At 65.6% G+C, this 23,819-nt stretch carries 20 protein-coding genes and 1 pseudogene; 12 read left to right on the top strand and 9 right to left on the bottom strand.

What is annotated here, in order from left to right:
* Positions 1-20: 20 nt before the first annotated feature.
* Positions 21-1,643, top strand: a complete 1,623-nt coding sequence (locus A9513_RS01370; RefSeq protein WP_065083774.1) for a GMC family oxidoreductase — start codon at positions 21-23, stop codon at positions 1,641-1,643.
* A gap of 109 nt (positions 1,644-1,752) precedes the next feature.
* Here the strand turns inward: A9513_RS01370 and A9513_RS01365 are convergent.
* Together A9513_RS01365 and A9513_RS01360 are read right to left on the bottom strand one after the other, a co-directional pair.
* A pseudogene (locus tag A9513_RS01365) lies at positions 1,753-2,222 on the bottom strand (DUF1348 family protein).
* A 203-nt stretch (positions 2,223-2,425) separates the two neighbouring features.
* Positions 2,426-3,400: a GlxA family transcriptional regulator gene (locus A9513_RS01360; RefSeq protein ID WP_037010367.1), complete on the bottom strand. Its 975-nt coding sequence runs from the start codon at positions 3,398-3,400 to the stop codon at positions 2,426-2,428.
* 223 nt (positions 3,401-3,623) lie between these two features.
* Here A9513_RS01360 and A9513_RS01355 point away from each other — a divergent pair, with 223 nt between their 5' ends.
* The 6 genes from A9513_RS01355 to A9513_RS01330 all read left to right on the top strand — a co-directional run bounded on the left by A9513_RS01355 (position 3,624) and on the right by A9513_RS01330 (position 8,619).
* A complete protein-coding gene (locus A9513_RS01355; protein WP_024767458.1) occupies positions 3,624-4,562 on the top strand; it encodes a choline ABC transporter substrate-binding protein in 939 nt (312 codons plus the stop codon).
* Positions 4,563-4,635: 73 nt separating this feature from the next.
* Positions 4,636-5,520, top strand: a complete 885-nt coding sequence (locus A9513_RS01350) for a 3-keto-5-aminohexanoate cleavage protein (protein ID WP_024767459.1) — start codon at positions 4,636-4,638, stop codon at positions 5,518-5,520.
* 127 nt (positions 5,521-5,647) lie between these two features.
* A complete protein-coding gene (locus tag A9513_RS01345; RefSeq protein WP_038803446.1) occupies positions 5,648-6,613 on the top strand; it encodes an L-carnitine dehydrogenase in 966 nt (321 codons plus the stop codon).
* Positions 6,614-6,694: 81 nt separating this feature from the next.
* Entirely contained in the window at positions 6,695-7,168 is a 474-nt protein-coding gene (locus A9513_RS01340) for a thioesterase family protein (protein ID WP_065083773.1), read from the top strand.
* Between the two features lie 7 nt (positions 7,169-7,175).
* Entirely contained in the window at positions 7,176-8,105 is a 930-nt protein-coding gene (locus A9513_RS01335) for an alpha/beta hydrolase (protein WP_065083772.1), read from the top strand.
* A 262-nt stretch (positions 8,106-8,367) separates the two neighbouring features.
* A complete protein-coding gene (locus tag A9513_RS01330; RefSeq protein WP_024766693.1) occupies positions 8,368-8,619 on the top strand; it encodes a hypothetical protein in 252 nt (83 codons plus the stop codon).
* A 24-nt stretch (positions 8,620-8,643) separates the two neighbouring features.
* On the opposite strand, the gene A9513_RS01325 is transcribed toward A9513_RS01330, so the two are convergent.
* The 3 genes from A9513_RS01325 to A9513_RS01315 form a co-directional block, all read right to left on the bottom strand.
* Positions 8,644-10,101 (bottom strand): hypothetical protein, encoded by a 1,458-nt coding sequence (locus A9513_RS01325; RefSeq protein ID WP_065083771.1) that lies wholly within the window; start codon positions 10,099-10,101, stop codon positions 8,644-8,646.
* Between the two features lie 161 nt (positions 10,102-10,262).
* Positions 10,263-11,369, bottom strand: coding sequence for a GlxA family transcriptional regulator (locus A9513_RS01320; RefSeq protein WP_024766695.1), 1,107 nt, complete (start codon positions 11,367-11,369; stop codon positions 10,263-10,265).
* A gap of 383 nt (positions 11,370-11,752) precedes the next feature.
* The gene (locus tag A9513_RS01315) at positions 11,753-13,129 is read right to left on the bottom strand and encodes an L-serine ammonia-lyase (RefSeq protein ID WP_065083770.1); all 1,377 of its coding nucleotides are present in this window, start codon (positions 13,127-13,129) and stop codon (positions 11,753-11,755) included.
* A gap of 334 nt (positions 13,130-13,463) precedes the next feature.
* Here A9513_RS01315 and A9513_RS01310 point away from each other — a divergent pair, with 334 nt between their 5' ends.
* The 4 genes from A9513_RS01310 to choV all read left to right on the top strand — a co-directional run bounded on the left by A9513_RS01310 (position 13,464) and on the right by choV (position 17,656).
* Complete coding sequence (locus A9513_RS01310; protein ID WP_024766697.1) at positions 13,464-14,402, top strand: choline ABC transporter substrate-binding protein; 939 nt, start codon at positions 13,464-13,466, stop codon at positions 14,400-14,402.
* 237 nt (positions 14,403-14,639) lie between these two features.
* Positions 14,640-15,578, top strand: coding sequence for a choline ABC transporter substrate-binding protein (locus tag A9513_RS01305; protein WP_065083769.1), 939 nt, complete (start codon positions 14,640-14,642; stop codon positions 15,576-15,578).
* A 54-nt stretch (positions 15,579-15,632) separates the two neighbouring features.
* Positions 15,633-16,472: a choline ABC transporter permease subunit gene (gene choW, locus A9513_RS01300; RefSeq protein WP_038803445.1), complete on the top strand. Its 840-nt coding sequence runs from the start codon at positions 15,633-15,635 to the stop codon at positions 16,470-16,472.
* 5 nt (positions 16,473-16,477) lie between these two features.
* Entirely contained in the window at positions 16,478-17,656 is a 1,179-nt protein-coding gene (gene choV, locus A9513_RS01295) for a choline ABC transporter ATP-binding protein (RefSeq protein WP_024766699.1), read from the top strand.
* A gap of 421 nt (positions 17,657-18,077) precedes the next feature.
* Here the strand turns inward: choV and A9513_RS01290 are convergent, their stop codons facing one another.
* The 4 genes from A9513_RS01290 to A9513_RS01275 form a co-directional block, all read right to left on the bottom strand.
* A complete protein-coding gene (locus A9513_RS01290) occupies positions 18,078-19,088 on the bottom strand; it encodes an alpha/beta fold hydrolase (RefSeq protein WP_024766700.1) in 1,011 nt (336 codons plus the stop codon).
* A gap of 219 nt (positions 19,089-19,307) precedes the next feature.
* Entirely contained in the window at positions 19,308-20,177 is an 870-nt protein-coding gene (locus A9513_RS01285; protein ID WP_065083787.1) for a helix-turn-helix transcriptional regulator, read from the bottom strand.
* A 53-nt stretch (positions 20,178-20,230) separates the two neighbouring features.
* Positions 20,231-21,649, bottom strand: a complete 1,419-nt coding sequence (locus tag A9513_RS01280; RefSeq protein ID WP_065083768.1) for an aminotransferase — start codon at positions 21,647-21,649, stop codon at positions 20,231-20,233.
* 225 nt (positions 21,650-21,874) lie between these two features.
* Positions 21,875-22,978 carry a polyamine ABC transporter substrate-binding protein gene (locus A9513_RS01275; protein ID WP_024766703.1) on the bottom strand — a complete coding sequence of 368 codons (1,104 nt, stop codon included), beginning with the start codon at positions 22,976-22,978 and terminating at the stop codon, positions 21,875-21,877.
* A gap of 157 nt (positions 22,979-23,135) precedes the next feature.
* On the opposite strand from A9513_RS01275, the gene A9513_RS01270 reads away from it, so the two are divergent.
* Complete coding sequence (locus A9513_RS01270; protein WP_037013083.1) at positions 23,136-23,783, top strand: TetR family transcriptional regulator C-terminal domain-containing protein; 648 nt, start codon at positions 23,136-23,138, stop codon at positions 23,781-23,783.
* Positions 23,784-23,819: the final 36 nt, after the last annotated feature.

The raw sequence follows: 23,819 nt of genomic DNA, 5'->3' as shown, positions 1-23,819 counted from the left end.
AGGACCAAAGGAAAACCCCCATGTCCAACGATTCCACCTACGACTACCTCATCGTCGGCGCCGGCTCCGCCGGCTGTGTCCTGGCCAACCGACTGAGCGCCGACCCGTCGGTGCGCGTCTGCCTGCTGGAAGCCGGCGGCAGCGATGCCAGCCCGCGCGTGCAGACCCCTGCCGGCACCATCACGCTGTACAAGAGCAAGATCTTCAGCTGGAACTTCTATTCCGCGCCGCAGAAGCGGCTGAACAACCGCTCGCTGCACTGCCCCCGTGGCAAGGCCCTGGGCGGCTCCAGCTCGATGAACAGCATGATCTACATCCGTGGCCACGCCTCCGACTACGACCGCTGGGAGCAGGACGGCTGTCCCGGCTGGGGCTGGAAGGACGTGCTGCCGTTCTTCAAGAAATCCGAGCGCAACCTGCTGGGCCAGGACCCGGCGCTGCACGGCACCCTCGGCGAGTTGGTGGTGGACAAGCCGCGTGATCCGAACCCCTTGTCGAACCTGTTCATCAAGGCTGCCGAACACCTCGGCCTGCGCCGCAACGATGACTTCAACGGCCGCGAGTTCGAGGGCGTGGGCATCTACAACGTGACCCAGAAGGACGCCAAGCGCCTGAGCAGCTACCGCGCCTTCGTCGCGCCGCTGCAGCGCCCGAACCTCACCGTGCTGACTGGCCGCCAGGTGGGCCGCCTGCTGCTGGAGGCCGAGCGCGTCACCGGCATCGAACTGCGCAGCGGCGAACGCCTGCTGGCGCGCCGCGAAGTGATTCTGTCGGCCGGCTCCCTCGGTTCGCCGCAGATACTGCTGGCTTCCGGCATCGGTCCGGGCGAGGAATTGAAAGCCGCCGGCATCGCGGTCACGCACGACCTGCCGGGCGTGGGCAAGAACCTCCAGGACCACCTCGACGGCCTGGTCACCGTGCGCTCGCCCAGCCCGCTTAGCCTGGGCTTCTCCCTGGGTTCGCTGCCGCAAATCCTGTTGTCGCCGTTCAAGTACCTGCTGGCGAAAAAGGGCTGGCTGACCACCAACTACGTCGAAGCCGGCGGCTTTGCCCGCACACCGCTGGCGGATGGCCTGGCCGACGTGCAGTTCCACTTCGTCCCCGGTTACCGCAGCCACCGTGGCCGCCTGTTCGAGTGGGGCCATGGCTACGCCGTGCACACCTGCGTATTGCGCCCGAAGAGCATCGGCGAGCTGCGCGTGAAGCCCGGCGGCGACATCGAGATCGACTACAACTTCCTCGCCAACGAGGAAGACGGCCGCGTGCTGGTGGAAGGCGTGAAGCTGGCGCGCAAGATCCTCGCCCAGCCGGAGTTCGACAACATCCGCGGCGCCGAAATGCTGCCCGGCCCGCAGGTGCAGACCGACGAGCAACTGCTGGAGCACCTGCGCGAATACGCCGCTACCGTGTTCCACCCGGTGGGCACCTGCAAGATGGGTGAAGACGCGATGGCTGTGGTCGACCTGCGCCTGCGCGTGCATGGCTTGAAGGGCCTGCGCGTGGTGGACGCGTCGATCATGCCGACGCTGATCAGCGGCAACACCAACGCGCCGTGCATCATGCTCGGCGAGCGGGCGGCGGCGATGATCCTGGAGGACAGCCGCATCTCCTCCACCGTTCCCGCCCGCGCTGTCCCGGCATAACAGCTTTTGTAAAGGCGAGCTTGCTCGCGAACCGGCCTCGTTGCAGAGGTCGTTCGCGGGCAGGCCCGCTCGTAAAACAGCCAACCGGCTGTGGCTTGTGGATAACCCGCTACAGTCCCAGCCCGCTCAGCGACGGATGCTCATCCGGCCGGCGCCCCTGCGGCCAGCGGAACAGGCGCTCGTCCTCGCTGATCGGCAGGTCGTTGATACAGGCGTGGCGCTCGTACATCAGGCCGTTCTCGTCGAACGCCCAGTTCTCGTTGCCGTAGGAGCGGAACCAGTTGCCCGAGTCGTCGTGCCATTCGTAGGCGAAGCGCACGGCGATGCGGTTGTCGGTGAAGGCCCAGAGCTCCTTGATCAGCCGGTACTCCTGCTCGCGCACCCACTTGGCGGTGAGGAACTGCACGATCTGCTCGCGCCCCTGGACGAAGGTCGCACGGTTGCGCCAGCGGCTCTCCGGTGAATAGGCCAGTGATACACGGTGCGGATCGCGGCTGTTCCGCCATCCTCGGCGAGGCGGACTTTCTGGATCGCGGTTTCGCGGGTGAACGGCGGCAGAGGGGGGCGGGCTTCGTTCATGGTGGTCTCCAAAGGCAGTGGGGGGGAAGCTGGTCTCCATACTCCGCTCGGCCCGTGAACGGGTAAATGACGGCGACCACACAGATATTGCCAACCTGCTATTCGTGGGACCGAGGGGGCGCCTAGCCCTTGCTCGCGAGCCCGCGAAGCTCCGACGCTGCCGATTGACACCGTTCGCGAGCCCGCTCGCTCCTGCAGGAGATTCATGCCTGCGGGATGACTGCCTTGGCGACGACCTTGCGCAACCCGACCCGATCCTGGCTCGGGCACACCCCGAACTTCGCCCGGTAGCTGCGCGACAGGTACGAGGGCGTCTCGAAGCCGCAGGCCACGCCGATCTCCAGCACGCTCATGTCCGTCTGGCGCAGCAGCTGGCGGGCCTTGTCCAGGCGCAGGCCGAGGTAGAAGTTCGACGGCGTGTCGTTCAGGTGCAAGCGGAACAGGCGCTCCAGCTGGCGCCGTGTCACCTGGATGCGCTCGGCCAGCTCCAGCGTGGTCAGCGGCGGTTCGGTGTGGCGCTCCATCTCGCCGATCACCTGCACCAGCTTGCGGTTGGAGACGCCATAGCGGCTGGCGATCTGCAAGCGCTGGTGGTCCTGCCGGTTGCGAATACGCCCGACCACGAACTGTTCCGATACCTGCACCGCCAGCTCCGGCCCGTGGGCCTGGGCGATCAGGTCGAGCATCAGGTCGATGGACGCGGTGCCACCGGCGGAGGTGATGCGCGGGCCGTCGATCTCGAACAGCTCCTGGGTCGCCTGCACCTGTGGATAAGTCTCCCGGAAGGCCTCCAGCGCTTCCCAGTGCACCGTGCAGCGCTGGCGCTGCAGCAAGCCAGCCTCGGCCAGCACGAAGCTGCCGGTGTCGATGCCGCCCAGTGTCACACCATCACGGTCCAGCCGTTTCAGCCAGTGCAGCAGCGCCGGGGTGCAGGCGCGCAGCGGCTCGAAACCCGCCACCACCAGCAGCGTATCGCCTTCGTGCAATGCCTCCAGGCCGCTGTCGGCGTTCATCGACATGCCGTTGCTGGCCAGCACCGGTCCGCCATCCATGCTCATCAGGTGCCAGCGGTAGAGTTCGCCGCGAAAGCGGTTGGCCACCCGCAGCGGCTCCACGGCGGAGACGAAACCCATCACGGAAAATCCGGGCAACAGCAGGAACCAGAAGTCTTGGGACATGGCGGGTACCGTGCGATGGGAGGGCGACATAGTGGCAGCCTGCCCTTGCTTATGAACCATGCAAGTCGCCCTGGCAATCGGGGAGGTCGCTGCTGTGCAAGAGCTGGTCGCCGCAGTGCGATTCGCCGGGGCTGCGCCTGCGTAATTTGTTCTCCAGCCCCCTGAGGGCCGCATGACGTACAACAACGATAACCAACGCCGCAAAGGCCTTGAGGGAGAAGTCATGAAGCTATCGATCAGAGCGCTCGGCTGCGCCGCACTAATGGCCGCCGCCAGCACCACCTGGGCCGCCGAGCCCGCCCAGTGCCAGAACGTGCGCATGGGCACGGTGAACTGGACCGACGTCGTCGCCAGCAGCGCCGTGGCCGAAGCCGTGCTCGACGGCCTGGGCTACAAGGTCAAGCAGACCAGCGCCTCGCAGCAGATCGTCCTCGCCGGCATGGCCGACAAGCAGCTAGACGTCTTCCTCGGCTACTGGCAGCCGACCATGCAGCCGGTGGCCAAACCCTACCTCGACAAGCAGCAGATCGACGTGATCACCCCGCCGACCTTGCCGGACGCGCAGTCCACCTACGCTGTGCCGACCTACGTCTACGATGGCGGTCTGAAGACCTTCGCCGACATCGCCAAGTTCAAGGACAAGCTGGGCAACAAGATCTACCTGATCGAGCCCGGCAGCGGCTCCAACCGCATCACCGCGAAGATGATCGCCGACGACAAGTTCGGCCTGAAGGGCTTCCAGATCGTCGAATCCAGCGAGGCCGGCATGCTCACCGCGGTCAAGCGCGCCATCAAGCGCCAGCAGTGGGTGGTGTTCTTCGGCTGGAAACCGCACCCGATGAACTTGCAGATCGATATGAAGTACCTCACCGGCAGTGACGACGTGTTCGGCCCGAACGAAGGCTCCGCCACCGTCTCCATCATGACCGCCGGCGGCTACCAGGCGCAGTGCGGCAACGTCGCCAAGCTGCTGCACAACCTCAAGTTCAGCAGCCAGCAGGTGAGCCAGGTGATGGTGCCGATCCTCGACCGCAGCCAGCCGGTGGATGCCGCCAAGGCCTGGCTGAAGCAGAACCCCGAGCCGCTCAAGGCCTGGCTCGATGGCGTGACCACCTTCGACGGCAAGGACGGCCTCGCCGCCGTACAGGCCTCGCTCAAGTAACCACTTACCAGCAACTCCCTGCGCGTCGTCCGGCGCGCAGTGGGTTCGTTCGACCTCAAGAAGGACAGCCACCGTGAACTACGAAGTAATCGTCACCTGCGCGGTGACCGGCGCCGGCGATACCGTCGGCAAGCACCCGGCCATTCCCGTCACCCCGAAGGAAATCGCCGCCGCCGCCATCGAGGCTGCCAAGGCCGGCGCCACTGTCGCCCACTGCCACGTCCGCGACCCGCTGACTGGCAAGCCCAGCCGCGACGTGAAGCTCTACCGCGAAGTGGTCGAACGCATCCGCGAGAGTGACACCGACGTCATTATCAACCTCACCGCCGGCATGGGCGGCGACCTGCAGATCGGCCAGGGCGAACAGCCGCTCGAGTTCGGCGCCGGCACCGACCTGGTCGGCCCGCTGGAGCGCCTGAAGCACGTCGAAGAACTGCTGCCGGAAATCTGCACCCTGGACTGCGGCACCCTGAACTTCGGCGATGGCGACTTCATCTACGTCTCCACCCCGGCCCAGCTGCGTGCCGGCGCCAAGCGCATCACCGAGTTGGGCGTGAAGGCCGAACTGGAAATCTTCGACACCGGCCACCTCTGGTTCGCCAAGCAGATGCTCAAGGAAGGTCTGCTGGAGGACCCGCTGATTCAGATCTGCCTCGGCATCCCGTGGGGCGCACCGGCGGACACCACCACCATGAAGGCCATGGCCGACAACATCCCCGACGGCCTGACCTGGGCCGGCTTCGGCATCGGTCGCGCGCAGATGCCCATGGTCGCCCAGGCCATGCTGCTGGGCGGCAACGTGCGGGTCGGCCTGGAAGACAACATCTGGCTGGACCGTGGTGTGCACGCCACGAACGGCCAACTGGTCGAACGTGCCATCGAGATCATCCAGCGCCTGGGCGGCCGCGCCCTGACCCCGGCCGAAGGGCGCAGGAAGATGAATCTCAAGCCGCGCTGATCCAATCACCCTGCGTACGAACTGCTCTTCGTAGGAGCGAGCTTGCTCGCGAACCAGCCCCGCTGCGGACTTTGTTCGCGAGCAAGCTCGCTCCTACAGGTAATCCCTCATTCCTGCTGGAGCTACCATGCCCTTCATCACCGACATCAAAACCTTCGCCGCCCTCGGCAGCGGCGTCATCGGCAGTGGCTGGGTCGCCCGCGCCCTGGCCCACGGCCTCGACGTCGTCGCCTGGGACCCGGCTCCCGGCGCCGAAGCCGCTCTGCGCGCACGCATCGCCAATGCCTGGCCGGCGCTGGAAAAGGCTGGCCTCGCCCCCGGCGCCTCGCAGGACCGCCTGCGCTTTGTCGCGACCATCGAAGAGTGCGTGCGCGACGCCGACTTCATCCAGGAAAGCGCCCCCGAACGCCTCGACCTGAAGTGCGAGCTGCACGCCAGGATCAGCGCCGCCGCCAAGCCCAACGCCCTGATCGGCTCCAGCACTTCCGGCCTGCTGCCCAGCGAGTTCTACGCCGACGCTACACACCCCGAGCGCTGCGTGGTCGGCCATCCGTTCAATCCGGTGTACCTGCTGCCGCTGGTGGAAGTGGTGGGCGGCGAGAAGACCGCGCCCGAAGCCGTCCAGGCCGCGATCAAGGTCTACGAATCGCTCGGCATGCGGCCACTGCACGTGAGGAAGGAAGTACCGGGCTTCATCGCCGACCGCCTGCTCGAAGCCCTCTGGCGGGAGGCGCTGCACCTGGTCAACGATGGCGTGGCCAGCACCGGCGAGATCGATGACGCCATCCGCTTCGGCGCCGGCCTGCGCTGGTCGTTCATGGGCACCTTCCTCACCTACACCCTGGCCGGCGGCAACGCCGGGATGCGTCACTTCATGGCCCAGTTCGGCCCGGCGCTGCAGTTGCCCTGGACCTACCTGCCGGCCCCGGAGCTGACCGACACGCTGATCGACCGCGTCGTGGAAGGCACCAGTGAACAGCAGGGCTCGCGTAGCATTGCCGAGCTGGAGCGCTATCGCGACGACTGCCTGCTGGCGGTACTCGGCGCCATCAAGGACACCAAGTCCAGACACGGCTTCGCCTTCGCCGACTAACCTCACGGTTCATCACCCGCTCCGAACCGCCCCTCTCCCTACTGGGAGAGGGCTGGGTGAGGGCCTCACGGACGCACAGCCATGCACGCCCTGAAAACCTGGGAAACCCCCATCCTCGCCGAATGGACCGACTACAACGGCCACCTGCGCGACGCCTTCTACCTGCTGCTGTTCAGCTACGCCACCGACTCCCTGATGGATCAGCTGGGCCTCGACGCGGAGCATCGCGCCGCCACCAGCGCTTCCCTGTTCACCCTCGAAGTACACCTGAACTACCTGCACGAGGTGAAGGAGGGTGAAAAGGTCGAAGTGCGCACCCAACTGATCGCCCACGACCGCAAGCGCCTGCATGTTTTCCACAGCCTGCACCGCGCCGGCGAAGACCTCGCCCTGGCCGCCAGCGAACAGATGCTGCTGCACGTGAACCTCGAAGGCGGGGCACGTTCAGCGCCCTTCGAAGGCGTGGTGCTGGAGCGCGTGCTGGCGCTGGCCGAGGCCCATCGGCCGCTGCCGCGTCCGGACTACGTGGGCCGTGTCATCGGCCTGCCGGATTGAGCGCTCCATGACGCGGCGCTATCCGCTGTCCGATGCCATGCAGGCGTTCGTCGTTCGCACGCAATCGATGGCGGTCGCCAGTCCCACCCTCGCCGCCCAGCGCGAAGGTTATCTACGCATGGCCGAGGCCTTCTGTCCGCCGCGCCCGGCTGGGCTTTGCATCAGCGAACTGCTGCTGGAAGGCCTGCCGGAAATCCGTCTTTACCGGCCCGCCTCGCTCGCGCCGGAAAGCGGCTGGCCCACGGTGCTCTATCTGCACGGTGGCGGCTGGACGCTGGGCAATGCCGGCAGCCACGACGTCATCTGCGCGGAACTGGCCGCCCGACTCCAGGCCCTGGTGGTTGCCGTCAGCTACCGGCTGGCGCCGGAGCATCCCTATCCCGCCGCCCTGCACGACTGCCGGATCGTCTGGCAGCGCCTGCGCAGCGGCAGCCTGGGCGAACCGGTGGACATCGCCCGCCTGGTGGTGGCCGGCGACAGTGCCGGCGGCAATTTGAGCGCCGCGCTCTGCCTCGCCCTGCGCGACACGGGAGAGCCGCTGCCGGGGGCCCAGGCGCTGATCTACCCTGCTCTGGGCGACCAGCCGACACCCTCGCGCACGCAGTGCGCCAACGCGCCCCTGCTGACCAGCGAGGAGGTGGATAACTGTTTGAACGCCTACCTGTCGCGGCCCGCCGACCGTCGCGATCCCCTCGCGCTGCCGCTGATGGCCGAGGACCTGCGTGGTCTGCCGCCGGCCTTCATCGCTGTCGCCGAATTCGACCCGCTGCGCGATGACGGTGCTCTCTACCGTGACCGTCTGCGCGCGGCTGGCGTGGACGTGGAGTACTTCGCCGGGCCCGGCCTGGTCCACGGCTGCCTGCGCGCCCACGACGTGGCGGAAGTGGTGCAGTTGCGCGTCGCTCTGCTGGCTTTCCTGCGCCGCCACTTGCGCTGAGCCAAAAAAATCCCCTGCGGCGCCCGACGCGCGGCAGGGGACAAATCGAGCCGATGTGGGCTCTCAGTGTGCGAGGCCCTGCAGCCGGTGCTGGTGCCGCCGCAGGGTGTGGAAGCCAGTCTGCGCGCCGCGCCGCCGCCCCGGTTAGCCGAAAACGACCTGCGCTTGCCCGCCGCGGACATTCCGCCGGACAGGTGCTTGCCGCGCCCCGCCGGGCTTACCAGAATCGAGGCAGACCCTGCCGCTCCCAAGGAGACCCGCGATGATGCACGCCGACCTGATCGACCAGGACGATTTCCGCGAACGCCTGCAAGCGCTGGGCTTCGCCGTGCCGCCGGATGTCACCGCGGAGCAGGCCTGCGAATACGCCGTGCGTGGTCTGACGCCGGAGCGCTCCCTGGCGCTGCGTCGCCTGGTGGAGGAAATGCTCGCCGGCAACGCCACCCTGCTGCCGGCCGTACGCGAGGCGATCTCCCGCCAGCTGCTGCCGGCGCTGGTACCCAAGGCGTTGTGATCGCCGCTGGCGCCAGCCCTGCCTTCAGGGCAGGTCGGCGGCCACTTCCAGCGGTGACAGCGGGAAGGTGTCGCCAATGGGATCGCCCAGCAGGGCCAGGTAGCGTCGGCCCTGGTCCTCCACCGTGACCTTTCGCCCGGCATCCAGCGGCAGTGTCGGGCAGAGCACGCGCAACCCATTCCCTTCAGGCAACAGCAAGCCGTGGCGCGGCGCGCTCTCCTGCAGTTTGCTGCGCAGGCTGAGGCGGCAGGGGCGCGGCTCTGAGGAAAGCCAGGCGCCGCGCAACTCGTAGCGTTCGCCGCCGAGCAGGCGGAGGCTTTCCGCCTGCGCCAGGTACCAGGAGCCGCTGGCCGACTGGCGGATGCCAAGCAGCTCGCCGACGGTGGGTGGCGGCGAGCCTTCCCAGTGGCCGCTGAAGTGCCGTTCGCTGCTACGAGGCTGCGTCAGCGACCAGGTAGGCGGAAGGCTGGCCTCGGACACCGGGCGGTTGAATTCGATGTCGTGCGGGTGCGCGACCATCTCGTCCAGCCCGCCACGCCCGCCGCGTTGCTGGGACCAGACATCGCTCACTTCTTGCTGGCGCTCGAAGTGGCTCGCATCCAGGCGTGTGTCGTCGGCGACGCCCAGGTGCGCGAGCAGTGCCGGGAAGCCCCGGCAGACCTGCCAGGGCTCGGTGCCGGTTTCGTTCCAGCAAGCGAGCAGGTGGGCATTCAGGTCAAAGGCTGAGTCGCCCGCACTCGCGTCGGTGAAGCGCTTGAGCATGTCCAGCAGTTCGTCGAGCGCCAGGGCGAGGCCCTGCTCACGGCTGGTCGTGTCGGGTTCGCGGAAGGGCCGGTCGTACTCGCGTTCGAGCAGCCAATGGCTGCCAGGTTGCTCCGGGCGGATGTGCACGATGGAGGAGAAGACCTGGGTCGATTCGATCAATGCCGGCAGGTATTGCGCGGGAATCTCCAACGGCCGGGAGCCAACCACGAGCAGGCAGTGCAGATAGCCACCGGCGACGGTCTGGCTGCGCGGCTCGAAGGCTTCGCCGTCGTCGATGGGCAGGTGCTGGACTTCGATTCGCAGGGCGCGCCCGTACACCTGGTGCAGCAGGCTCCACAGCCCTGGCGGGGCGGGGTGGTGGTTCTGCAGGCAGTTGAAGTGGATTTCCTGCAGGCTGCGGACCATGCGTTGCATCAGCAGGGCGGCGGTCTTGCGCTCGGCGCGGCGGGTGCGCAGCAGGTGCCAGTAGCCACTGAGCAGCCGGCGGTGGAGGGCGACGATGAGTTTTTCCGCCTTGTCGGCCCTGGCCTGTTCGAGCGCGCCGGTGTGCTCGCCGAAAAGGTCGGTGAGGTGGCGGCTGACGTCGAAGATTTCCGGGCGCAGGCGTTCGAGTTGGCGCAGCAGCTTGATGCCGGTCAGGCTTGCGTGATCCTGTTCGATGGCCTTGCGATAGAGCTCCCGCGTTCGCTGGGCCAGGTATTCGAGGGCGGTTTCCATGTGTCCCGAGGTTCCGAAGAATGCTGGCGAACCCTTCGGAGACTGCGAGATTCAGCGCGATTTGCGATTCAGACGAATCTGAATGATGGGGCGTAATGCGTCACAGGAATGAAAAAAGGGAGGCCATGGGCCTCCCCTTTTCGTTTCCCGCCTCCCTGGATTCAGAGCACCCGCACGCTGGCGAAGGTGGATTCGCCCTGGGCCTGACTGAGGGCCGAGATGGCCGAGGAGTTGGGCATGAGGGCGAGATCCTGCGGGATCGGCATGACCATGACCGGCTGGCCGATCGGCTGGCCCTGGCGCTCGTCGCGCGGCGGGATGCCGAAGTACTCGCGGTAGCACTTGGAGAAGTGCGGCGTGGAGACGAAGCCACAGACCGAGGCGACTTCGATGATGGACATGGAGGTCTGCTTGAGCAACTGGCGCGCGCGGATCAGGCGCAGCTTCAGGTAGTAGCGCGACGGCGAGCAGTGCAGGTACTTCTGGAACAGGCGCTCGAGCTGGCGACGCGAGACATTGACGTAGACGGCCAGTTCGTCGAGGTCGATGGGTTCCTCGAGGTTGGCTTCCATCAGCGCGACAATTTCCTGCAGCTTGGGCTGGTTGGTGCCGAGCATGTGCTTGAGCGGCACGCGCTGGTGGTCCTGCTCGTTGCGGATGCGCTCGTAGATGAACATTTCGGAGATCGCCGCCGACAGCTCGCGGCCGTGCTCGCGGCCGATCAGGTGCAGCATCATGTCCATCGGCGCGGTGCCGCCGGAGGAGGTGAAACGGTTGCGGTCGATGGAGAACAGGCGGGTGCTCATGGCCACGCGGGGGAAGGCTTCCTGCATGGCGGCCAGGCATTCCCAGTGCACCGAGCAGTCGTAGCCGTCGAGCAGGCCGGCGCGGGCCAGGGCCCAACTGCCGGTGCACACGGCGCCGAGCTTGCGACCCAGGCGCGCCTGGGCCTGGAGGAAGGTGGTGTGCTCGCGGGTGACGCTGCGCTGGATGCCGACGCCACCGACCACGATCAGCGTGTCCATCTGCGGAGCGCTGTCGCAGGCTGCGTCAGGAGTGATCTGCAGGCCGTCGCTGGCCCAGACCTGGCGGCCGTCGAGGCTCAGGGTGTGCCAGCGGTAGAGTTCACGACCGGACAGCTGGTTGGCCATGCGCAGCGGTTCCACCGCCGAGGCCAGGGAGATCAGGGTGAAGTTGTCCAGCAGCAGGAAGCCGATGGACTGCGGAGCTCGGTTTTGCGGGGGAACTCCGGGGTTGAACGCGTTCATTCGATCACCTCACGCTAGTCACAGTCGCCTCGCTGGAGGCGTTTCTTATGCTTGTTGTTCTGTTCGGGAACCTGACCCGGGCGCGGCCCGGACTGCTCCTCTGTTCTCTCTACCTATTAGCAAGGCAAATGCCGTGCCTAGGTTGAATGGGCGTTCAATTAAAAAAGAAAACGGCATGGGAATGCCGCTTTTGCAGGCCCGGATTGCGACGCCTCGAAGGTCGCAAATACGCATGGATCTTGGGCTGGGGTTTTTGGTAGCACTCACCGGTCACGCGACCGGCGGTGCTGTGCCCGGAACGGTAACGCCCCTGGTGCCGTCGGGACGGGCGTACCGCTTGCGCCATCAGGGGGCGCGCCAGGCCTGGCGTGGTCGATTGCGGGTCAGCACTCGATGATGCTGACGGCCAATCCGCCGCGCGAGGTTTCCTTGTACTTGTCGTGCATGTCGGCGCCGGTGTTGCGCATGGTGCGGATCACCTGGTCGAGGCTGATGAAGTGCTGGCCGTCCCCGCGCAGGGCCATTTGCGCGGCGTTGATGGCCTTCACCGCGGCGATGGCGTTGCGCTCGATGCAGGGCACCTGGACGAGGCCGCCGACCGGGTCGCAGGTCAGGCCGAGGTTGTGTTCCAGGCCTATCTCGGCGGCGTTCTCGACTTGCTCGGGGCTGGCGCCGAGCACTTCGGCGAGGCCTGCGGCGGCCATGGCGCAGGCGGAACCGACTTCGCCCTGGCAACCGACCTCGGCACCGGAGATGGAGGCGTTCTTCTTGCACAGGATGCCGACGGCCGCTGCGGCCAGGAAGTAGTTGGTGACGTCGTCGTCGCTGGCATCGGGGTTGAAGCGCATGTAGTAGTGCAGCACCGCCGGGATGATGCCGGCCGCGCCGTTGGTGGGCGCGGTGACCATGCGCCCGCCGGCGGCGTTTTCCTCGTTCACGGCGAGGGCGAAGAGGTTGACCCATTCCATGGCCGAGAGCGTCGAGCCGATGACGTTGGGTTTGCCGATTTCCTGCAGGTTGCGGTGCAGGCGTGCGGCACGCCGCTGCACGTTGAGGCCACCGGGGAGGATGCCTTCCTGGCTCAAGCCGTTGTTCACACAGTCGCGCATGGCCTGCCAGATGACCTTGAGGCCTTCGCGGATGTCGGTTTCGCTGCGCCACATGCGCTCGTTGGCCATCATCAGCTCGGACACGCGCAGGTTGTGGCGGCGGCAGAGCACGAGCAGTTCGGCGGCGCTGGCGAAGTCGTAGGGCAGCACGGTGCTGTCGGTGTCGAGGCTGCCGGAGGCGGCCTGTTCCTCGTCGACCACAAAGCCGCCACCGATGGAGTAGTAGGTGTCGCTGTGCAGCACCTGGTCGCCTTTGATGGCGGTCAGGCGCATGGCGTTGGGGTGGTAGGGCAGGTTCTCTTCGAGCAGGCGCATGTCGCGGATCCAGTCGAAGGGGATCGCGCGACTGCCGGCCAGCAGCAATTCGCCGGACTCGCGCAGCGTGGCCATGCGTGGTTCGATCTGGCGCGGGTCGATGCGGTCCGGCCATTCGCCCATCAGGCCCATGATCACCGCGCGGTCGGTGCCGTGGCCGACGCCAGTGGCGGACAGCGAGCCATACAGGCGCACTTCCACGCGCGTGGTGCGTTCGAGCATCTGCCGCTCGCGCAGGGCGCCGACGAACAGCGCGGCAGCGCGCATGGGGCCGACCGTGTGCGAGCTGGAAGGGCCGATACCGATCTTGAACAGGTCGAACACACTGATTGCCATGCCGGACTCCGAGCGAGCTGCGCATCCGTAAGAGAGTGGGATAGGCACGTCCCTGTGCCCGCGATGCCCGGTCATGATCGACCCAAGTCCGGCACCGGCGACGTCCATCGACGACGCGGCCGTATCCAATAACGCCGCCGGTACACCTTGCCGGAGCAGGGCATGGGGCCGCCTGTTCCGGGGCCGACGAAAGCTTGCCTCTTTACGACGCGATCGCCGCGAACCACGACCGGTCGATAGGCGTGGGCGGGCGCGCTGTTCCATGATCCGCCACCGACGAACGGCCGCGTTCGCCCGTGTCCACCCCCCTTCTCCGCAGTCAGAGGCTGGCCTCATGAAGAGTCTTGTGTCGTCGCTGTTGGCGTTATCCGTGGTACTACCGGGCGCTGTGCGCGCCGCCGAACCCGAATCCTGCTCCGTGGTGCGTTTCGCCGACGTGGGCTGGACCGATATCACCGTGACCACCGCGGTGACGCGACTGGTGCTCAGCCACCAGGGTTACCGTACCCAGGTGGTGCGGCTGTCCGTGCCGGACACCTACAAGGCGATGGCGGAGAAGAAGATCGACGTGTTCCTCGGCAACTGGATGCCGAGCATGGCGAACGACATCAAGCCCTTCGCCGACAAGGGCCAGGTGGAAACCGTCGGCGCCAACCTCGAAGGCGCCAAGTACACCCTGGCGGTGCCGCGCTACGCGTACGAGGCCGGGCTGAAGACTTTTGCCGATATCGCAAAATTCAGGGAGCAGCTGGGTGGGCGCATCTACGGTATCGAGCCGGGCAACGATGGCAACCAGCTGATCCAGAAGATGATCAAGGAAAAGGCCTTCGGCCTGGGCGACTTCAAGCTGGTGGAATCCAGCGAGGCCGACATGCTGGCCTACGTCAAGCGAGCCGGGGCCTTGAAACAGCCCATCGTGTTCCTGGGCTGGGAGCCGCACCCGATGAATACCCGCATCCAAATGAACTATCTGGAAGGAGGGGATTCCTACTTCGGTCCCAACTTTGGCGGCGCAACGGTCTTCACCAACGTCAGAGCAGGCTATCTTCAGGAGTGCCCCAATGTCGCGCGGCTGCTGAAGAACCTGAAGTTCGATCTGGCGATGGAGAACCAGTTGATGGATGCGGTGCTCAACGAGCGACGCAATCCCCGCCAGGCCGCCAAGAGTTGGTTGAAAGCCAATCCGCAGGTGCTCGATGGCTGGCTGCAGGGTGTCGCTCCCGGCTCATCGGGCGCGGCGCCGGGGGGCCAGAAAACCGCCGCCATGGATTGATCCGAGCTTCTGGAAGTCGCTGGAACCGGGCCTTTCCACTGGATGCGACATGGCTGGTGCTGAATACGACTTCGCCTGCACTGGATGCGACCCACCCGGTATGCGACGAAATTTTCCTGCTCCATGATCGTTTACGAAATGACAACAAAAGGGCCCGCCCCAGGCCCCAACCATAATTCAGACCGCCGCGCCCCACCGTGGGCAGCGCCGGCGCCCACCCCGCAGAGGAGTACGCTCATGAATGGTTTCAAGTCTTTGCTGCTGGCTGTGTACATTTGCGCGCCGCTGGCGGTTCAGGCCGCTGAACCTGACTCGTGCGGCACGGTACGTTTCTCCGACGTCGGCTGGACCGACATCACCGTGACCACCGCCACTACCCGACAGGTGCTGGAGTCCCTTGGCTACAAGACCAAGGTGACCATGCTTTCCGTCCCGGTGACCTACAAGTCGCTGGCGAACAAGGACCTGGACGTCTTCCTCGGCAACTGGATGCCGAGCATGGCCAACGACATCAAGCCCTACGCCGACAACGGGTCGGTGGAGACGGTGAAGGCCAACCTCGAGGGCGCCAAGTACACCCTGGCTGTCACCCAGGCGGCCTATGACGGCGGCCTGAAGTCCTTCGCCGACATCGCCAAGTTCGCCGACAAGCTCGACAACAAGATCTACGGCATCGAGCCGGGCAACGACGGCAACCGCCTGGTTCAGGGCATGCTCGACAAGAACCAGTTCGGCCTGGGCAAGTTCAAGCTGGTGGAGTCCAGCGAGGCCGGCATGCTTTCGCAGGTCGGACGCGCCGACCGCCGCAACCAGTGGATCGTGTTCCTGGGCTGGGAACCGCACCCGATGAACACTCGCTTCAAGATGAAGTACCTCGAAGGTGGCGATGACGTGTTCGGCCCCAACTACGGCGGCGCGACCATCTACACCAACGTGCGCAAGGGCTACGCCCAGGAGTGTCCGAATGTCGGCAAGCTGCTGACCAACCTGACCTTTACCCTGGACATGGAGAACAAACTCATGGACGCCGTCCTCAACGGGGGCAAGAAGCCCGAAGAGGCGGCCAAAGCCTGGTTGAAGGACCATCCGGAACTGCTCGACGCCTGGCTCGCCGGCGTGACCACCCGTGACGGCAAACCAGCCTTGGCGGCAGCCAAGGTGGCATTCTCGAACTAAGAGCCGAAGTAATTGCCGTTGGCCGATTCCCTAAGCTTCTGATGGGCCCGCATTATGTTTCTGACTGACCACAAGCTACCGCTGGGTGAGCATATCGCCGCCTTCGTCGACTGGCTCACGCAACATGGCGCGTCGGTGTTCGACAAGATTTCCGACACCCTCGAGTTCCTCATCCACGGCGTCACCAACAGCCTGCTCTGGTTCAACCCGCTGGCGCTGATCGCGCTGATGGTCTTCCTGGTGTTCTACATTCAGCGCAGCTGGGGCCTTGCGGTATTCGCCCTGGCCTCGCTGCTGCTGATCCTCAACCTGGGATACTGGCAGGAGACCATGGAGACCCTGGCGCAGGTGATTTTCGCCACGGTGGTGTGTATCGCCATCGGGGTGCCGCTGGGCATCCTGGCGGCGCACAAGCCCTGGTTCTACACCGGGCTCAGGCCACTGCTGGACCTGATGCAGACGGTACCCACCTTCGTCTACCTGATCCCCACCCTGACCCTGTTCGGCCTGGGTGTGGTTCCGGGCCTGATCTCCACGGTGATCTTCGCCATCGCCGCGCCCATCCGCCTGACCTGCCTGGGCATCCAGGACGTGCCGGCGGAACTGATGGACGCCGGCAAGGCCTTCGGCTGCTCGCGCTGGCAACTGCTGACGCGCATCGAGCTGCCGCACGCCATGCCGAGCATCGGCGCGGGGATCACCCAATGCATCATGTTGTCGCTGTCGATGGTGGTTATCGCCGCGCTGGTGGGTGCTGATGGCCTCGGCAAGCCGGTGGTCAATGCGCTCAACACCGCGGACATTTCCCTCGGCTTCGAGGCCGGTCTGGCCATCGTCCTGCTCGCCATCCTGCTCGACCGGGTGTGCAAGCAACGTTCGCTGCGGGGGAGGTAAGCACTATGTCGGCGATTCGATTCGAACATGTGGATGTGATTTTCGGCACCCACACCAAGGAAGCGCTCAAGCTGCTGGACCAGGGCCTGGGCCGCGAGGAAATCCTCAAGCGCACCGGCCAGGTACTGGGCGTGGAGGATGCCTGCCTGGACGTCAATCGCGGCGAGATCTGCGTGATGATGGGGCTCTCGGGCTCGGGCAAGTCCAGCCTGCTGCGCTGCATCAACGGCCTCAACCGGGTCAGCCGCGGCAAGCTGCTGATCGAGCACGAGGGCCAGCAGGTGGATATCGCCAACTGCTCGCCGGCGACGCTCAAGACCATGCGCACCAAGCGCATCGCCATGGTGTTCCAGAAGTTCGCGCTGATGCCCTGGCTGACCGTGGCCGAGAACATCGGCTTCGGCCTGGAGATGCAGGGCCGCCCGGCCAGCGAGCGGAAGAAGGTGATCGACGAGAAGCTCGAGCTGGTCGGCCTGTCGCAATGGCGCGACAAGCGCCCCGATTCGCTCTCCGGCGGCATGCAGCAGCGCGTCGGCCTGGCCCGCGCATTGGCGATGGATGGCGACATCCTGCTGATGGACGAACCTTTCTCCGCGCTGGACCCGCTGATCCGCCAGCAACTGCAGGACGAACTGCTGGTGCTGCAACGCCAGCTGCACAAGACCATCGTCTTCGTCAGCCATGACCTGGACGAGGCGCTGAAGATCGGCACGCGCATTGCGATCATGAAGGACGGTCGCATCATCCAGCACGGCAAGCCCGAGGAAATCGTGCTCAGCCCGGCGGACGACTACGTGCGCACCTTCGTCGCCCACACCAACCCGCTCAACGTGCTCTGTGGCTCCAGCCTCATGCGTGGCCTGGACCAGTGCCGCCGCCAGGCCGACGAGGTGTGCTTCGACCAGGGCCGCGACTGCTGGCTGGGTCTGACCGAGACCAATCAGATCAAGACCGCGCGCCAGGGCAGCAACATCATCGACCTGCAGCAATGGCGTCCGGGCGACCCGGTGGAGAAGCTCAAGCACGAGCCGACCCTGGTGGACGTCAACATCCGCATGCGCGACGCGCTGCAGATTCGCTACCAGACCGGCCACAAGCTGGTGCTGCAGGAGCAGAGCCGCGTGGTCGGCGTGCTCGGCGACAGCGAGCTGTACCACGCGCTGCTGGGCAAGAACCTGGGCTGATTCGATGCCCGAATGAAAAACGCCGGCTCCCTGCGAGGGGAGCCGGCGTTTTTGTTGGCGCTGGCGACGGTATTCTCCTGTAGCAGCGAGGGGGACGCCCAGTCCTTGCTCGCGAACGGATTACCCGGCGGCGCTGGCGCTGGGCGGTTCGCGAGCAAGCTCGCTCCTACAACTTGTGCCCGGTGCCTCGGCAGGCCCTCACCCTAACCCTCTCCCAGGGGGAGAGGGGACTGTCCTCTGCGCTCGGGAAGCTTGGAGCTTTCCGGCTATCTTCGTTACCGATCCAGTACACCGAACGGCTCCCTCTCCCTTTGGGAGAGGGTTGGGGTGAGGGGCTCTCCCCGTACCGGAGCTTCAGGGGAACGTGGGAGCGGACTCTGTTCGCGATAGCCCCACGCCGGCACAGACCACGGAAGGAGCATCAGTGCTTCAGATCAGCCAACCCCTTGAGCAGCGCCTCGTGGAAGCGCTTCGGGTCCTGGATCTGCGGCGCGTGGCCCATGTCGTCGAACTCCACCAGGGTGGCGTTGGGGATCGCCTTGGCGGTCGCCTTGCCCAGTTCGGCGTAGTTGCCCAGCTTCGGCTTGAGCTCGGCCGGAGCGATGTCCTTGCCGATGGCGGTGTTGTCCTTGGTGCCGATCAGCAGCAGGGTCGGCATCTTCAGCTGGCCGAATTCGTAGACCACCGGCTGGGTGAAGATCATGTCGTAGAGCAGCGCCGAGTTCCATGCCACGCGCTCATGGCCGGCGCCGTTGAACAGGCCGGCGAGCATGTTCACCCACTTGTCGTACTCCGGCTTCCACTGGCCGGCGTAGTAGGTCGCCTGCTCGTACTGGCGGATGCTGTCGGCGCTGGTCTTCAACTCGCGCTCGTACCACTGGTCCGGCGTGCGGTAGGGCACGCCCAGGGCTTTCCAGTCTTCCAGGCCGATGGGGTTGACCATGGCCAGCTGCTCCACCTGCTGCGGGTACATCAGCGCGTAGCGGGCGGCGAGCATGCCGCCGGTGGAGTGGCCCAGCAGGGTGATCTTGCCGATCTTCAGGTGCTCCAGCAGCGCGTGGGTGTTGGTCGCCAGCTGCTGGAAGCTGTACTGGTAGCGCTCGGGCTTGGTGGATTTGCAGAAGCCGATCTGGTCCGGCGCCACCACGCGGTAGCCGGCGTCGCTCAGCGCGGCGAGGGTGGTTTCCCAGGTACCGGCGCAGAAATTCTTGCCGTGCAGCAGCACCACGGTGCGGCCGTTGGGCTGTTTCTTCGGCTTCACGTCGATATAGGCCATGTGCATGTGGTGGCCCTGGGACGCGAAGCTGTAATGGCCGACCGGGTAGGCGTAGTTGAAACGCTCCAGTTCCGGGCCATAGGTGGGTTTGGATTCGGCGGCGTGCAGCGGCAGGGCGGCGGCCAACAGCAAGGCGGGAAGCCAGCGGCGGGGCATCGGGAAGCTCTCCTGGTGGTGGGGCACGGGTCAGACAGCGGGAAAGGCCATAGGTTGGCAGATTTCCGGGCGGGATGCCGCATCGGCGGGTAATGCGAGAAGCGCTTTTTTGTAGGAGCGAGCTTGCTCGCCAACCGGGTGGGTGCGGCCTAGGCGTTCGCGAGCAAGGGCTAGGCGCCCCCCTCGCTCCTACAGGTTTGGGCCAGCGCCGAAGTGGCGTCAGGCCGCGGTGGCGCCGCCGGTCAGCCAGTCGATGAACAGCGAGAACAGTTCCGCCTGGGAGTTGATCTCCAGCTTGGTGTAGAGGTGCTTGCGGTGCATGCGCACGGTTTCCGGTGAGATATCCAGCACCCGCGCGCTGGATTTCACCGAGTGGCCGCGCAGTAGCAGGTGGGCGATTTCCCGTTCGCGCTCGGTCAGCCGGTCGGCGCCGAAGTTCATGAAGGCGGCGCGGATATGCCGGTTCAGCGGCGCCTGCTCGTCCGGGGCGCTGACACTCACACCGCGCCCGGCCAGCAGCAGGTCCAGCCCGCCGTTGCGCTCGAACTGGCGGATCAGTTCGCGCACCAGCGGCAGGACGGTAGCCAGCAGGTCCAGCTGGGTTTCGCTGAAGCGCGCGCCGCTCCTGCCCTGGTACAGGCACAGCGAGACCTTGCGCGACTCGCCCAGGTCGATGATGAAGTGGCAGTCCTCGGTGCAGCCGAACTTGAGGTAGTAGGTCTTGTAGTACTCGCTGGCGAAGAAATCGTCCGGGGCGATATCGGCCAGTGGGTAGAAGCCTTCGGTGAGGCCGTCTTCCATGGCCAGGCAGAAGGGGTCGAGCAGGTAGCCGCGGGCGTAGTAGCGATCGATCAGCGCCTCGTGGTGTTCCGGGTCGATGCCGCGCTGGTATAGCGGTTGCGGCGGCTGGCCGCGCTGTTCCAGGCCGAGCATCACCGACTCCAGTGGTACCAGGCAGCCCAGGGCGTCGGCCAGGCGTTCGACGAAGACGACCTCGCCGACACTGGCCATGACGCGCGCCAGCCCCGCATGCCAGGCATGCAGGGCCAGTGCATCGGACGTTTCGCTCAGTGCCTGAGATTCGCTCATGCCCGGCAGCATAAAGGGCTGCCGGGGTGTAGGCAAAATCCTCGGATCGATCATCAGTGCCCCGCGTAATCACCGCTGCGCTGGAGGTCAGCGGCGGCCTCCAGGATCGATTCGCGCAGGGTGTCGACGATCTCGTCGACCTGCGCGCGGGTGATGGTCAGCGGCGGCGACATCACGTTCAGATGCACGATGGGCCGCACCAGCAGGCCCTTGGCCTGGGCGCGCAGGTGGATCTTCTCGCCGATGTTCAGCTCCTCGGGGAAGAGCACCTTGCTGCGCTTGTCGGCGACGAACTCGACGCAGGCCATCAGCTTCTGGCAACGCACGCTGCCCACCAGCGGCAGGTCGGCCAGTTCCTGCAGACGCTGCTCCAGGTAGCCGCCGACGTCCTTCACGTGCTCCAGCAGATTCTCACGCTCGATGATCTCGATGTTCTTCAGCGCCGAGACACAGCTCACCGGGTGCCCGCTGTAGGTGAAGCCGTGGGCGAAGCAGCGGCCCTTGTCGGCCTCGCCGATCACCTTCCAGATGCGCTCGGAGAAGATGCACGCGCCCAGCGGCAGGTAGCCGGAGGTCAGGCCCTTGGCGGTGGTGATGATATCCGGCTGCATGCCGAACACGTCCTCGGAGGCGAAGAAGGCGCCCAGGCGGCCGAAGGAGGTCACCACTTCGTCAGCGACGTAGAGCACGTCGTACTTCTGGCATACCTGCCACATGCGCTGGTGGTAGCCCTTGGGCGGGATGATCACGCCGCCCGAGCCCATGATCGGCTCGGCGAAGAAGGCGGCGACCTTGTCTGCGCCCAGTTCGAGAATCTTGTCTTCGAATTCCTTCACCAGGAATTCGAGGAAGTCCCCTTCGGTCATCCCTTCCGGCGCGCGGTAGGGGTTGGGGCAGGAAATGTGGTGGATGACGTCCTTGAGGAAGTCGAACTCGGCGGGGTGGTCGGCGACCTTGCCGCCCAGCGACATGGTGAGGAAGGTCGAGCCGTGGTAAGCGTTGACGCGGCTGATGATGTGCTTCTTGTCATGCTTGCCGCGGCAGTTCTGGTAGTACTGGATCAGCCGGTAGGCGGTGTCCACGGCGGTGGAGCCGCCGGTGGTGAGGAACACGTGGTCCAGGTCGCCAGGGGCGAGCTGCGCGAGTTTTTCGCAGAGCTGGATGGCGGTGACGTTGGCCATGTCGCAGAACGGGTTGGAGTAGGCCAGCTGGCGCACCTGCTCGGCGATGGCGTCGGCCATTTCCGCGCGGCCCAGGCCGATGTTGGTGCACCACATGCCGCCTACGGCATCCAGGTAGCGATTGCCCTTGGTGTCGTAGATGTACGCGCCCTCGCCGGCGGCGATGTTCAGCGCACCGTTGACCCGGTGATCGTCGAACACGTGGTAGCCGTGCATGTAGTGGGCTTTGTCGGCGGCGACCAGCTGCTCGTCGTTGAACTGGGCGAAGAAGGCTGGGGTGGTGGTGGTCATTGTCTGTACCTCGAAATTACGGTTCGTCGTGCGAGTCCTTGCCCTCTCCCTGACCCTCCCCCTGAAGGGAGAGGGGACCGTTCGGAGTACTCGGTGACTACGACGGTCATTGCGGGCACGCAGTCAGCGACATCACAGGAAGACGACTTCCTTGAACGTGGCTGCGGGCTGCCCCCTCTCCCTTCAGGGAGAGGGCTGGGGAGAGGGGGCTGTGGTCTTGCGCTATCAGGTCCCGGTCTTCACCGCGTTCCAGGTACGGGTGATCAGGCGGGTGGCCTTGGGGGTCTGCACTTTCTGGGTGAACAGGCGGGCGCGGGTCTCGGCGTCGGGGTAGATCGCCGGGTCGTTGCGCACTTCGGCGGCCAGCAGCGGGGTAGCGGCGGCGTTGCTGGAGGCGTAGCGGATGTAGTCGGCGACACCGGCAGCGACCTTGGGCTGCAGCATGTACTCGATGAACTTGTGGGCGTTTTCCACGTGCGGCGCGTCGGCCGGGATGTAGAAGTCGTCGAACCAGATCAGCGAGCCTTCCTTGGGCACGAAGTAGCCCAGCTTGACCTTGGCGCCGGCTTCGTCGGCGCGGGCCTGGGCGGTGGCGTAGTCGCCGGACCAGGTCATCGCCATGCACTGGTCGCCGTTGGCCAGGCCGTTGAGGTAGCTGGTGGAGTCGAACTTGCGGATATACGGGCGGATCGATTGCAGCAGGTCCTGGGCGGCCTTCAGATCCTCGGGCAGCGCGCTGTTGGGGTCGCGCTTGAGGTAGGCCAGGGCCAGCGGGATCACGTCGGTGGGGGAATCGATGATGGTCACCCCGCAATCGGCGAATTTCGACACGATCTTCGGATCGAACAGCATCGCCAGCGAGCCGATGGGCGCATCGGGCATGCGCTGTTTGATCTTGTCGATGTTGTAGGTGATGCCGTTGCTGCCCCAGGTGTAGGGCGCCGAGTACTTCACGCCCGGATCGTAGTGGTCCAGGTGCTTGAGCACGTCGGGGTCGAGGTTGTTCCAGCTGGGCAGCTTGGACTTGTCCAGCGGCTGGAACACGCCCGCTTTCAGCAGCGGCGGCACCAGGGCGGCGTTGAGCACCACCAGGTCGTAGCCCGAGCGGCCGGGCAGCAACTTGCCCTGCACGGTCTCGTAGGAATCGAAGGTGTCGTAGACCACCTTGATCCCGGTTTCCTTCTCGAAGTCGGCGACGGTGTGCTCGCCGATGTAGTCGGTCCAGTTGTACAGCCGCAGCGTCTTCGCGCCGGCGGCATCCTCCCCGTGACCCAGTGCCGGCAAGGTCGCCAGCGCCGCGCTGAGTACTGCTGCGAGCGTTTTCTGCATGTCAGTCCCACCTTTGATTTTGTTATGGATTGGAGATATCGCGGATGAAGCCACTCTCGACCAGGGGCACAACCCGGACCATTCCCCGAACGGGTAGGTACTGGCGCCTAATCGAACAATCGTTCAGATTGGCCACCTGACACTTTAGGAGCCAGGCATGAACGAGGAAGTCCGCTTTACCCGACTGGAGCCGGAGCAGCGCAAGGCGCTGCTGATCGAGGCCACCCTCGCGTGCCTGAAGCGCCATGGCTTCCAGGGGGCTTCCATTCGCAAGATCTGCGCCGAAGCCGGCGTCTCGGTGGGGCTGATCAACCACCACTATTCGGGCAAGGACGAACTGGTGGCCGAGGCCTACCTGACCGTCACCGGGCGCGTGATGCAGTTGCTGCGCGAAGCCATCGCCGAGGCGGCGCCGGATGCACGCGCTCGGCTGTCGGCGTTCTTCCGTGCGTCGTTCTGTGCCGAACTGCTCGACCCGCAACTGCTGGATGCCTGGCTCGCGTTCTGGGGCGCGGTGAAGACCGCCGAAGCCATCAACCAGGCGCATGACCATTCCTACGGTGAGTACCGCACCTTGCTGGCGCAGGCGCTGAAGGATCTGGCGCAGGAACAGGCATGGTCCGATTTCGACGCCGACCTCGCCGCCATTGCCCTCAGCGCCTTGCTCGATGGCTTGTGGCTGGAATCCGGGCTGAACCCCAATACCTTCACCCCGGAACAGGGCGTGCAGATCTGCGAGGCCTGGGTAGATGGGCTCCAGCATGGCGGCCGGCAGCGTTTCAGCCGGTCGCCGGCGGCCTGTTGATCGATTGTTCAGCGAGCGGTAACCTGCGGCCATCTG

The sequence above is a fragment of the Pseudomonas sp. AU12215 genome (genome assembly GCF_001675465.2).
Taxonomy (GTDB): Bacteria; Pseudomonadota; Gammaproteobacteria; order Pseudomonadales; family Pseudomonadaceae; genus Pseudomonas; species Pseudomonas nitroreducens.
The sequence above is the reverse complement of the archived record's forward strand: the minus strand, read 5'-3'. Positions and strand labels throughout refer to the sequence as shown.